This is a genomic window from Streptomyces scopuliridis RB72 (genome assembly GCF_000718095.1).
In the GTDB taxonomy this organism is placed as follows: Bacteria; Actinomycetota; Actinomycetes; order Streptomycetales; family Streptomycetaceae; genus Streptomyces; species Streptomyces scopuliridis.
Map to the genome: position 1 here is coordinate 42,435 of NZ_JOEI01000038.1, position 11,899 is coordinate 54,333.

Annotated in this window: 10 protein-coding genes and 1 pseudogene; 3 read left to right on the plus strand and 8 right to left on the minus strand. The window is 71.5% G+C overall.

The features are described 5' to 3' along the window. Positions 1 to 101: 101 nt before the first annotated feature. Positions 102 to 1,340 (plus strand): styrene monooxygenase/indole monooxygenase family protein, encoded by a 1,239-nt coding sequence (locus tag IF11_RS0134075; protein ID WP_030355676.1) that lies wholly within the window; start codon positions 102 to 104, stop codon positions 1,338 to 1,340. A gap of 37 nt (positions 1,341 to 1,377) precedes the next feature. On the opposite strand, the gene IF11_RS0134080 is transcribed toward IF11_RS0134075, so the two are convergent. The 4 genes from IF11_RS0134080 to IF11_RS0134095 all read right to left on the minus strand — a co-directional run bounded on the left by IF11_RS0134080 (position 1,378) and on the right by IF11_RS0134095 (position 4,896). Continuing rightward, complete coding sequence (locus IF11_RS0134080) at positions 1,378 to 2,655, minus strand: C40 family peptidase (protein ID WP_030355677.1); 1,278 nt, start codon at positions 2,653 to 2,655, stop codon at positions 1,378 to 1,380. Positions 2,656 to 2,756: 101 nt separating this feature from the next. Further along, positions 2,757 to 3,077: a hypothetical protein gene (locus IF11_RS0134085; protein ID WP_030355678.1), complete on the minus strand. Its 321-nt coding sequence runs from the start codon at positions 3,075 to 3,077 to the stop codon at positions 2,757 to 2,759. Positions 3,078 to 3,091: 14 nt separating this feature from the next. Next, positions 3,092 to 3,877, minus strand: coding sequence for a TetR/AcrR family transcriptional regulator (locus IF11_RS0134090; protein ID WP_030355679.1), 786 nt, complete (start codon positions 3,875 to 3,877; stop codon positions 3,092 to 3,094). Between the two features lie 83 nt (positions 3,878 to 3,960). After that, entirely contained in the window at positions 3,961 to 4,896 is a 936-nt protein-coding gene (locus tag IF11_RS0134095) for an AurF N-oxygenase family protein (protein ID WP_030355680.1), read from the minus strand. Positions 4,897 to 5,136: 240 nt separating this feature from the next. On the opposite strand from IF11_RS0134095, the gene IF11_RS0134100 reads away from it, so the two are divergent. Continuing rightward, positions 5,137 to 6,036, plus strand: a complete 900-nt coding sequence (locus tag IF11_RS0134100; protein ID WP_420894597.1) for an ADP-ribosylglycohydrolase family protein — start codon at positions 5,137 to 5,139, stop codon at positions 6,034 to 6,036. Here IF11_RS0134100 and IF11_RS42825 read toward each other — a convergent pair. The 4 genes and pseudogenes from IF11_RS42825 to IF11_RS0134115 all read right to left on the minus strand — a co-directional run bounded on the left by IF11_RS42825 (position 5,999) and on the right by IF11_RS0134115 (position 10,708). Beyond that, entirely contained in the window at positions 5,999 to 7,312 is a 1,314-nt protein-coding gene (locus IF11_RS42825) for an amidase family protein (protein WP_280521095.1), read from the minus strand. The genes IF11_RS0134100 and IF11_RS42825 overlap by 38 nt on opposite strands. Next, positions 7,286 to 8,662 (minus strand): annotated as a pseudogene (locus tag IF11_RS40560) (penicillin-binding transpeptidase domain-containing protein); the annotation flags it as partial. The gene IF11_RS42825 and the pseudogene IF11_RS40560, both read right to left, overlap by 27 nt. A 92-nt stretch (positions 8,663 to 8,754) precedes the next feature. Further along, a complete protein-coding gene (locus IF11_RS0134110; protein WP_030355683.1) occupies positions 8,755 to 10,152 on the minus strand; it encodes an FtsW/RodA/SpoVE family cell cycle protein in 1,398 nt (465 codons plus the stop codon). 157 nt (positions 10,153 to 10,309) lie between these two features. Next, a complete protein-coding gene (locus IF11_RS0134115) occupies positions 10,310 to 10,708 on the minus strand; it encodes a zinc ribbon domain-containing protein (RefSeq protein WP_030355684.1) in 399 nt (132 codons plus the stop codon). A gap of 203 nt (positions 10,709 to 10,911) precedes the next feature. Between IF11_RS0134115 and IF11_RS0134120 the strand changes: the two genes are divergently transcribed. Next, entirely contained in the window at positions 10,912 to 11,754 is an 843-nt protein-coding gene (locus IF11_RS0134120) for a nuclease-related domain-containing protein (protein WP_030355685.1), read from the plus strand. Positions 11,755 to 11,899: the final 145 nt, after the last annotated feature.

Consider the following 11,899-nt stretch of genomic DNA (forward strand, 5'->3'; position numbering starts at 1 on the left):
CCGACCGGACAGGACGTTGCCGGTAACCTGAGCCGACGTCAGTTATCGGCCATGTCAGGCCACGTCAGTCGTCGCTACGCGCGCAAACGGAGAACCCCGCCATGCGGAAGATACTCATCGTCGGAGCAGGCCAGTCCGGGCTCCAGCTCGCCCTTGGACTCCAGTCGCAGGGGTACGAGATCACCCTGATGTCCAACCGCACGGCGGACGAGATCCGGTCAGGCCGGGTCATGTCCACGCAGTGCATGTTCCATACGGCGCTCCAGCACGAGCGCGATCTGAAGCTGGGCTTCTGGGAGTCCCAGGCGCCGAGGATCGAAGGCGTCGGCATGTCGGTCGCCGCCCCCGACTCCACCCGGGCCGTGGACTGGGTCGGCAAGCTGGACGGCTACGCCCAGTCCGTCGACCAGCGGGTCAAGATGGCCGGCTGGATGGAGACCTTCGCGCAGCGCGGCGGCCAGCTGGTGATCCATGGCGCGGCAGTCTCCGACCTGGACTTCTTCTCCCGTACGTACGACCTGGTCCTGGTCTCGGCGGGCAAGGGCGAACTGGTCTCGATGTTCGGCCGCGACGCCTCGCGCTCCCCGTACGACGCGCCGCAGCGCGCGCTCGCCGTCGCGTACGTACACGGTCTGGGGCCGCGCCCCGAGCACCCGGAGTTCGACGCGGTCCGCTGCAATCTGGTGCCGGGCGTCGGCGAGCTTTTCATCATGCCCACCTTCACCACCTCCGGCCGCGCGGACATCCTCTTCTGGGAGGGCATCCCGGGCGGCCCGCTCGATGTCTTCCAGGGCATCAAGGACCCCGCCGAGCATCTCGCGCTGACGCTGGAGCTGATGGAGCGCTTCACGCCCTGGGAGTACGCGCGCGCCACGAAGGTCGAGCTGACGGACGCCAACGGGACGCTGTCCGGGCGGTACGCGCCGACCGTACGCAACCCGATCGGGCGGCTGCCGGGCGGCGGTCGCGTGCTCGGTGTCGCGGATGTCGTCGTCGCCAACGACCCGATCACCGGACAGGGCTCCAACTCGGCGTCCAAGTGCGCCGCCTCGTATCTGGACTCGATCGTGAGCCATGGCGACCAGCCGTTCGACGAGGCGTGGATGCGGTCGGCGTTCGACCGTTACTGGGACACCGCGCGGCATGTCACCAAGTGGACGAACGCGATGCTGGCTGCCCCGCCGGAGCATGTCCTGCAGTTGATCGGTGCGGCGGGCCAGCTGCCGCGAGTCGCCGACCGGTTCGTGAACGGCTTCAACGACCCGTCGGACCTTGAGAACTTCTTCTACGAGCCGGAGAAGACGCACGCGTTTCTGGCGGAGGCGGCGGGCGCGGCCTGACGCCCGGCCCTCATCAGCGGTCCGGCCCCTGGCCCGTTCAGACTTCCGGTGCCGCCTCCTCGCCGTAACCGGAGTCCGAGCCGTCCAGGGCGCCCGGGGGCAGTGCGGGTGGCGCGTACGCCCCCGGGTCCATCGCCCCGGCCTCCGGGTCCGGACGTACCGCGCCCAGCAGGGGATTCGCCGCGATGGGGGAGACCTTGACGTTGGTCCCGGGGCGCGGCGCCTGGATCACCATCCCGTCGCCCAGATAGATCGCCACATGCGTGGCCCCCGGGAAGTAGATCACCAGATCGCCGGGGCGCAGCTCGCGCAGGGAGACCTTGGGGAGTTCGTTCCACTGCTCCTGGCTGGTACGGGGGATGGCGAGACCGGCGCGCGCCCAGGCCCGCGAGGTCAGCCCGGAACAGTCGAACGAATCGGGCCCCTCGGCGCCCCACTCGTACGGCTTGCCGATCTGCTCGACGGCGTACTCCAGGGCCGCCTGGCCCGCCCGTGAGGGCGCCTTGCGGACCGACGTACCGGCCGGACCGCCCGCTCCCTGGGGTCCGCCCGCGCCCGGGGCCGTGCCTTCGCCGAGGGCGCCGGAGGCGAGCAGTTCGCGCTGGGCCTTGTCCGTACCGGCCCGTTCCAGATCGGTCAGTGCCGTGATCTGAGCACGGCTGAGGGAGGCGAGCAGCTTCTCGACCTCCTGGAGCCGGGATCTGACCATGTCGCGCTGTCTCTTCTGCTTCGTGGCGAGTGCCTGCTGACGGGCGAGGGCCTCGCGGGACGCCGTGGCGAGGGCCCGCGCGCGCTGCTCGCCGCCCGTCAGCCGGTTCAGCGTCTCCGCCCTGCCGCGTGCCGCGCGTGCCAGCAGATACGTCTCGTCCAGGGCGCTCTGCGGATCGCGCGCGAGCAACAGCCGCAGATAGCCGGAGAGGCCGGACTGCCCCTGGTACTGCTCGCGGGCCAGCCGGCCGGCGTTGACGCGGCTGAGGGCCAGCGCGGAGCGGGCCCGCGCGAGTTCGGCGTCCACCCTCTTGGTCTCGGCGCGCTGCCGGGTCAGCTCGGCGGCGGTGGTGTTGTACGCCTCGGTGGCCTTCTCTGCCTCGCGGTAGAGCTGTTGGAGCCGGGTCAGCATCTCGGCGACGGTACGGGGCGGGGCGTCGTCGGTGACGCCGGGTTCGCCGGGCCCGCCGGGTCCGGCGGAAGCCGAGGGGGAGGGGGAGGCGGCGGGGGAGGGAGTCGGCGACGCCGACGCGATCGGCACCGCGGCGAAGACCGTCGCGGCGGCCAGCGCCGCCGTACAGACGGATAGCGACACTCTGCCTGACACGTCATCACCTCCGGTTGCGGGACGGGCAGTCAAGCCCTAGGTGATGATGAGGTGATATGGGATGTGAAGAGCGCATTAATGGGCTCAGTGGCGCATCAGTATCATCCTTGTGAGGGACGGTCGCCGTGCTCCGTACCGCCGCCCCGCTCCGTACCGCCACCGGGCTTCGACCAGGGCCACTTCAGCGTGCGCCGCTCGCGGCCCTCGGCCACGTACTCGTACTTCCAGCCGCGCTGGATGCCGAGCCGCTTGGTGTAGCCGGCCGGGGCGCGACGGTAGGTGAGGACGGTGGGCGGCCCGCCGGCCGCGTCCGGCACCGGGACCTCGTACCACTTGGGCGGCTGCCCGGTCGGTCCGGTCAGTACGGGCAGTACGCGCCCGTCCAGCGGCCCGCCGACAAAGGGAGTGTCTTCGCTTCTCACGCCCCCAGTCTCACCTACGGGAGGTGCGCCGCCGCGTTCACCAGGGGCAGCACCCGGCGGGCCAGCGTTCCCACGGGGCCGTCCGGGTGTTCGTACGCCACGAGCGCGCCGACGGCCGCCGCGGTCTCCTCGTCGGTGGCGGCCGTGACGACCAGCAGCGCGATCAGATGGTCGACCAGCCAGTCGCGCAGCTCACCGGCGGGCGGGCGCTTCTCCTCGTCCAGCCATATGAGCGAGGCGGATTCGACGGCCGCGATCCAGGTGCGCACCAGCATCCGCAGCCGCGCGCCGGACGCGGCGGGGGCGCTCGTACGGTCCGCGTCGCCCGTACCGGTCGTGCCGTCCGTGCCTCCGGTGCCGCTCGTACCGAGGTGCAGCAGGATCTGTTCGGCCGCGGCCCGCCGTACCTCGTCGACGATCGCCGTCGTCCGGGACGTCTCACAGACGCTGCCGCCCCGCAGCAGCGCGCTGAACCCGGTGTCGTGCTGGTCGACGAAGGCGAGATAGCGGTCGAGGACGCGCCCCAGCCGTTCGGTCGGCGGCCCCACCGGCGGTTCGGTGAAGCAGAGTTCCAGCTCGTCGGCGGCGGAGCGCAGCGCGTCCTCGTACAACTGCTGCTTGCCGCCGCTGAAATAGCGGTAGACGAGCGGCCGGGACACCCCGGCCGCCGCGGCGACATCGTCGAGCGAGACATCCTCGGGCGCCCGGTGCGCGAAGAGGCCGAGGGCCGCGTCCAGGAGTTGCGTACGGCGCTCCTCGACGCTGAGCCTTCGGTACGCGGGCGTTGCGGGCGCGGTCATGTCCGCAGCGTAACCGCCGGGCGGCCGGGTGAGCGGGCGGACCGGGACAGCCGCCGGAACGATGCCGGCGGCGGGGACGGCGGTCAGGCGAGGAGGCCGGAGGACTTCCAGAGCCTGCGCCCCGCCCCGCGCAGCACACCGATGTCGTCCAGGAAGTCGGTGAGCCGCTTGGCGCCCGACTGCATCACCTCCCGGCGGTGGCCGCTCTCCCGCACCTGCGCGACGGCCTGCCGGCGGTCGAGGCCGACGTTCTCGTACACCCGCGGGTTGATGAAGCAGACCGAGAAGACCCGGGCGGCCTCACCGCAGCTGAGCCGGGTGAACTCCCGCTCCCAGCGCGGCGCGGTCACCATCTGGCGGCGCAGCTCCTCGCGGGCGTACCGGACATGACGCGCCTCTTCGATGACATGGATACGGGTCACTCCGCGCACGAGGGGCTGGACGCGCTCGTCCGGGAAGGTCAGCCGCTGCATCCAGTCGAGGATCTCCTCGCCGAGGAGCGTGGCGGCGAAGGAACCGGGGGTGGTGGAGACGGTCTTCAGGATGCGCGCGAGATTGTGGTAGAAGCGCGGCACGGGATACTCCGGCCCGCCGCCCTTGTGGATCAGCCGCGCGAACATCATCGAGTGCCGGCACTCGTCCGCGATCTCGGTGAGGGCGTAGCGGACGTGGTTGCTGGTCACGGGCTTGTCGTAGATGTGCCGGACCAGCAGCTGCATCAGGATGATCTCGAACCAGATTCCGAGCGAGGCGAGCGACGCGGCCTCGTGCCTGGCCAGCTCCATCCGCTGCTCCTCGGACATCGTCCGCCAGAGCGGGGTGTCGTAGAGCGAGACCAGCTCGGGCGGCCAGAACCACTTGCCGTCCTCGACCGGGGCGTCCCAGTCGAGTTCCTTGTCGGGGTCGAAGGAGTGCTTGGCGGAGGATTCGAGCAGCCGCTCGGCGACCTTCTCACGGTCCCGGAGCGGGCCGAGTGCGTCGCGGAGCAGCTGCACGTCGCGTTCGGTCACTGTCGTCATGGCTGAGCGCACCTCATGGCTGGGTTACCGGCGGTCACCCCTTATGAGACCGCTCGTCAACAAGGGCGTCAATCCCTTGCGCGCGACTTGTTGACTCCGCGTCTACCAACGTAAGTGCCTGCCAACCTCCGCGCCGACGCAGGTACTTGTGTGTCCAGGGAGGGGCGAAATCCGGCCTTCCGCGGACTCATGATGGATATACGCCCGAACCCACCGCGTAACACCGCGTCGCACGGCACGATGGCGCGTATGACCGCCCCACACCCCGGTGCCGACCGCGCAGCCGCCCGCCGCAGTCTCGAAGGGCTCGCCCTGGGCGACGCCTTCGGCGAACGCTGGTTCCCTCTCTTCCGCGAGCGTCAGCGCGCGTACGCGGAGATCAGGGCCAGGATCACGCCGCCGGAACTGGAGTGGCACTGGACGGACGACACCGCGATGGCCCTCGCGATACAACGTGTCCTGGACGAACGCGGCGCCATCGACCAGGACCGGCTCGCCCTGTGCTTCGCCCTCACGTACGACGCCGATCCGGCCCGCGGTTACGGGCACGGTATGCACATGCTGCTGCCGGCCCTGCTGGCGGAGCCGGAAAGCTGGCGCACCCTGGCCCCCGGGCTGTTCGAGGGCGGCAGTCTGGGCAACGGCGCGGCGATGCGGGTGGCCCCGCTGGGCGCCTGGTTCGCGGCCGACCTGGACCGCGTGACCGAACAGGCGGTGCTGTCCGCCGAGGTGACCCACGCCCACCCGCAGGGCATCGCGGGCGCGGTGGCGATCGCGGTGGCGGCGGCCCTGTCGGTACGGTCCGAACTCTCCGTGGCGGCGGTGGCGGAGGCCACCCCCGTGGGGCCGGTACGGGACGGCCTGGCGCGGGCGGCGGAGCTGCCGTTCACCACCGAGCCGTGGAAGGCGGCGGATCTGCTCGGCAACGGCCAGCGGATCCGGGCTGACGACACCGTGCCGTTCGCGGTATGGACGGCGGCCCGCCACCGCGACGATCTGGCCGCCGCGCTCTGGTCGACGGCGGAGGGATTCGGCGACGTCGACACGACCTGCGCGATCACGGCGGGCATCGTCGCGGCCCGCACCGGAACGGGCTCGGTCCCTACGGAGTGGCGGCAGCGCCGGGAGGCGCTGACGTAGCCGGCGCGGGCTGCCCGGGTCGCGCCCGGGGAGCTGGGGCCGGGGCCGGGGGCGGGGGCGGGGCCGCGAGGGCGATCTCCGGGAGCGAGGCGTCCGCGCCGCGCGCCGCCACCAGTTGCAGCCCCACCGGGCATCCGTCCGCCGTGAAACCGGCCGGAATGCTCGCCGCGGGATGCCCGCTCAGATTGAACGCCCAGGTCAGCGCGGTGGAGTAGAGCTCGCCCGGACCCTCGTGGCCATGCGGTCTGTTGGGGGTGACCGGGGTGAGCAGCAGCGGTGTACGGGCGAAGAGCGCGTCGAGCCGCCGGTCGTTCTCCGCCCGTACCCCTGATGCCCGCACGACCGCCTCCGATGCTTCCGAGCCGCCGCCGCTCCGTATCGCCGTCCAGGCCTCCCGCGGGTCCAGCAGCGTGAACGGCCGCCGCGCCGGAGCGAGTCGTACGACCCCCGCCGCCACCAGCCGGTCCACCGCCGCCCGCACCACCGCCGCCACCTCCGGGTCCGGCCGCGCGTACCCCAGATCGGGGGAGAAGACGGCGGGCACGGGGAAGGCCGGCTTCGGCGCCTCGTATCCGTCCAGCACACACCGCAGATACGCCCGCACCTCCGCCGCCGATCGCGCCAGCACACCCGCCGAGGCCAGACCGGTACGGTCCGGGGACGGCAGCAGCCCGTTGGTCGTCTTCAGCCCGAACACCCCGCACCAGGCCGCCGGGATCCGGACCGAACCGGCCCCGTCGCTGCCGGTCGCCAGCGGCACCATCCCTGCCGCGACCGCCACCGCCGACCCGGCGGAGGACCCGCCGGGTGTACGGTCCGCGCGGTACGGGTTGACCGTACGGCCGTGCCTGCCCCGCCCCCAGGTCTGCCAGTACGTGCCCGGCCCCGGCACCGCCGTCGACCCGACCGGCACCGCGCCCGCCTCGATCAGCCGCCCCGCCGCGTACGACCGGATGCCGGACGGTCCCTTCACCGCGAACGGCAGCCCGGCGAGCGGCAGTCGGCGGTCCACCGTCCGCGCCCGATCCCTGGCTTCCGTGTCCCACACCTCGATGAAGGCGCACAGAGCGGGATCGAGCCGCTCGATCCGCGCCAACGCCTCGGCGACCCTGTCCTCCACCGCGCCCCCTTCCTGCACCGCGCCCCTCCGTTGCTCCGCTCTAGGCCCTGTCCGGCCGATCTTCGCGGGCCCGCGACGCCTGGCACGCACGCTCGCCGCGTTGTCGGGATCACCCCAGTACGTCCAGTACTGGGGAGACCCTCCGACCACCGCCACCGCGACCGCCGGCCGGCTCGAATTGCCCGCCTGCGCCCAGGCGATGAACCAGGCGTACGGCGCCCCGGTGTTGCCCACCCCGTGCTGCGCCGTCCCCGTCTTCCCGCCGACCGTCGCCCCGTCGATCCCCGCGTTCGCTCCCGTACCGTCCTCGACGACCCCGATCATCAGCTGCCGCAACCGCTGCGCCGTGGCCGGGTTCACCGCCCGCCGGTAGGAGCGCTCGCCGGTACGGGAGACGATGTCGCCGTTCGCGTCCATGGTCCGGTCCACCAGGAAGGGGTACTTGAGCTCCCCGCCGTTCGCGACCGCCGACGCGACCATCGCCATCTGGAGCGGGGTGGCCCGCGTGTCGAACTGCCCGATCGAGGACAGCGCCAGCTGATCGTCGCTCATGCTGGTGTCGAAATGGGACGCGGCGACCCCCGAAGGGATCGTGATCCCGGTGTCGTTGAAGCCGAACTTCCGCGCCGTCTCCACCATCGCGGACAGCCCCGTCTTCACCCCGAGCCCGGCCATCACCGTATTGCAGGACCATCTGATCGCGTAGTCCAGTGACGCCTTGTCGCAGCCGTCCGCCTCATTGGGCAGCGCGGTCCGTGTGCCCGGCAGGACATACGGCTCGGCGATGCCGGTCGGGGCGTGGACATCGGTGACCGTCCGGGAGTCCAGCGCTGCCGCCGCCGTCACGATCTTGAAGGCGGAACCGGGTGGGTAGGTCTGCCGGATGGCCCGGTTGAGCAGGGGCTGCGCGTCCACGCCGGTCAGCCGGGCCCATGCGTCGTTGACGGCCCCGCCGGTGCCCGACAGCTGCCCGGGGTCGTACGACGGGCTGCTGACCAGCGCCAGGATCCTCCCGCTGAACGGCTCGACGGCAGCCACCGCGCCGCGTCTGCCGGCCAGTCCCTCGTATGCGGCCCGCTGCATCGACTCCTTGATCGTGGTGGCGACCTGGCCGCCGGGGCGCCGGCCGCGGGTGATCTCGTTCCAGAAGGGGAACGGGGCGAGCATCGGGTCCGTACCGGAGAGGGTGGCGTCCTCGGCGTTCTCCAGCAGGGTCGTGCCGTACGTCTGGGAGGCGTAGCCGGTGACGGGCGCGTACAGCGGGCCCTGGGTGTAGGTGCGTTCGTAACGCAGCTGCTGTCCGCTGTCCCTGGAGCCGGTGACCGCCCTGCCGCCGACGAGGATGTTGCCGCGCGGCTGCGAGTAACGGGCCACGGTGTCACGGCGGTTGGCGGGGTTGTGATCGAGGGATTCCGCGTCGATGACCTGGATCCTGGCGGAGTTGACCAGCAGGGCGACCAGCAGGAGGAGAGAGAAGACGGCGGTCCGCCGGATGTAGCGGGTCACGGCTGCTCCCTCCACGGGATGAAGCGGGTCACGGCTGCTCCCTCCACGGGATGAAGCGGGTCACGGCTGCTCCCTGCCTCGGATGTGGCGGGTCATCGCTGGTCCCTCCAGGCGTTCCCGTTCTCGTCGGCCGGCGCGATGACGCCCGGCTCCGCGCTCTCCGGGCGCGGGCTGCGGGCCGAGTCGCTCAGCCGGATGAGCAGCGCGACCATCACCCAGTTGGTGACGACGGACGAGCCGCCCTGGGCGAGGAAGGGCATCGCCATGCCGGTCAGCGGGATCAGCCCCGTCACCCCGCCCGCGATGACGAAGACCTGGAGGGCGAGGATCGCGGAGAGGCCGACGGCGAGCAGCCGGCCGAAGGGGTCGAGCAGGGCGAGGGCGGCGCGGTAACCGCGGGCGACCAGCAGGGCGTACAGCATGAAGAGGGCGGTCAGGCCGACCAGGCCCAGTTCCTCGCCCGCCGTGGCCAGGATGAAGTCGGACTTGGCGGCGAAACCGATCAGGATCGACCGGCCGAGCCCGAGCCCGGTGCCGAGCATCCCGCCCGCGGCGAACGCGAAGAGGGACTGGGCGAGCTGGCCGGGTCCGCGGCCTGCGGCGATGGAGGCGAAAGGGTCGAGCCAGTCCTGTACGCGGCTGTGGACATGCGGTTCCAGCGAGCCGACGGCGAACGCGCCGACCGCGGCGAGCAGCAGCCCGACGGCGATCCAGCCGGTGCGTCCGGTCGCGACGTACAGCAGGATCACGAAGAGCCCGAAGAAGAGCAGCGAGGTGCCCAGGTCCCGTTCGATGACGAGGACGAAGACACTGAGCAGCCAGATCGCCACGATCGGACCGAGCACGCGGCCGGTGGGCAGTTGGAGCCGCCAGACCTTGCGGCCGGTGTAGGCGAGCGCGTTGCGGTTGGCGGCGAGGTACGCGGCGAAGAAGACCGCGAGCAGGATCTTGGCGAACTCACCGGGCTGGAAGGAAAGTCCGCCGACCCGGATCCAGATCTTGGCCCCGTTCACGGCGGGAAAGAAGATCGGCACGATCATCAGCGCCAGCGCGGTGGCGACCGACAGATAGGCGTACCGCTGGAGCAGCCGGTGGTCGCGCAGGAACACGACGACGGCGATGAACAGCGCGACACCGAACGTGGACCAGACCAGCTGGGTGGGCGCGGCCTTGTCGCCCGGAGTCTCCAGGTCGAGGCGGTAGATCAGCACCAGACCGAGGCCGTTGAGCAGCACCGCGATGGGCAGCAGCAGGGGGTCCGCGTACGGCGCGCGCAGCCGGACGGCGATATGCGCGAGGAGGGCGAGCATGCCCAGACCGGCGCCGTATCCGCCGGCGTCGTGCGGTACGACGTGGTTCCTGCCGAGACCGACGCCGATGTAGCCGAAGACGGAGATGAGGACGGCGCAGACGAGGAGCGAGAGTTCGACACCCCGGCGCTTGGGGTGGCGAATCCCGGGTGGGGGAGCGTCCGCCGTCGTTGCGGTCATGCGTCGCAACGTAGCAAGGCGGCATGGCTTATGTCCGGTTATGTGGGGACGTCAGGCATGCCGGACTCATCTGGCGGGGCTTTCGGTTCGATGAGTCATCGGCCGGTCGTTCCGTATGAGCGCTTTCAGTCGACTCTGCCGTGCCTCTCGCGGTCGCTCACTGCTGGTAGGGGTTCCCCTGCTGCGGCTGCCCCGGCTGCCCCGGCTGCCCCGGCTGCCCCGGCTGCCCCGGCTGTCCGTACGGCTGACCGCCGCCCTGCCCGTACCCCTGCGCGTTTCCGGGGCCGTAACCCTGGCCGTACCCCTGTCCGCTCGGCTGGCCGGTGCCCTGGGCCATGAGCTGGTCGGCCTGCTCCTTGGTCACCTGCCGCTCCGCGCCGCAGAACGTGCACTGGGTCGCGAACTTGGTCGAGAACGGGAACAGCGGCACGAAGAACAGCGTGAATTTGGTGACGCGCTTGCGGAGCGTGTGCGCCGACGGATTGCCGCACTGGCCGCAGATCAGCGTCAGTATCGCCAGCTGGTAGAGGTAGCCCTTGGTGCCGAAGATGATCATGGGTGGGATTCCTTAGGGGGACCGGCGGGTGCTGAGGAAGTGCTGTTGAGGTGTCGCGTGCTCAGGGAGAGTCTGCCGCACGGCGGTGACAACTGGCCCGCGTTACGGGACGGAATGGTCAGGGAGGGCGGCCCGTCCGGGGACCGAGGACTATTGCCCCCGTGGTCCGGGTGCTGTTCCCATGGTCGTGGGGGTGGTGGGGTATGAGCCGATTACGCGTCACACCGGCGCGCGGGCAGGGCCGGGACCGGCTGTACGTCAGCCTGCGGGACGGTACTACCGTCGCCTGGTACGACAAGGACACCGGCCGGGTGAGCGTGCTTTCCGGGGCCGGGCGCGACGAGGTGCTCTCCGCGCTGGCGCCGTATCTCACCGGCGAGGTGACCGTAGGGCCACCCCGGGTGCCGACCCCCGCCGATCTCGACCGGCTCTCGCTCCACCCCGATGACGATCTGGCCCCGAACCGTCCGGGCGAGGCGCTCCACGCGGAACTGGACGCGCTGCGAGCCGCCGACTCCGCCCCGTCCTCCGCGTCGCCCGGGTCTCTCCTGTGGCGGCGGTGGCGTCAGGACCCCCGGCAGGCGGAACTGCTCGCTCAGGAGAACATCGGCGACCGGCTCGACCGGCTGGAGGGCGCGGGCTGGCGAGTACTGCACTCGATACCGCTCCCCGGCGCCGCCCGTATCGACCATCTGGCGATCGGCCCGGCCGGGGTCCTGGCCGTACGGACGCTCCCGGCCCGGAAGCGCCGGGTCGGCGTCGCCGACCCGCAGGTCCGCGTGGGGCGCGCCGCACCCGCACCCCATCTCCGCTGGGCCCGCCGCGCCGCGGAACGCGCCTCGCGCGCGCTGGCGGCCGACGTACGCCCCGTACTCGCCGTGGTCGAGCCCGCGCGCCTGGACGCCCTGCCGATGCCCTCGGGCGTACGGATCCTGCGCGACACCGAGATCCCGGCGCTGGCGTCGCTCGGGGGCGTACTGAAACCGGCGGACATCGAGTCCCTGTACGCGACGGCGCGGGACCGCCACAGCTGGCTGCGCGTCTAGTAGTGCTTGGTCAGGTTGGTTGGGGTGTGGCGTGTCTTTCGGGTTTGGTGTGCGTTGATGGGGGTGTGACTCCGGACGAGATTGCTGCTGTGCGTGGTGAGTTGGAGGCGTTCGCGGCGGAGGTGTTCGAGCCGTTCGTGCGGAA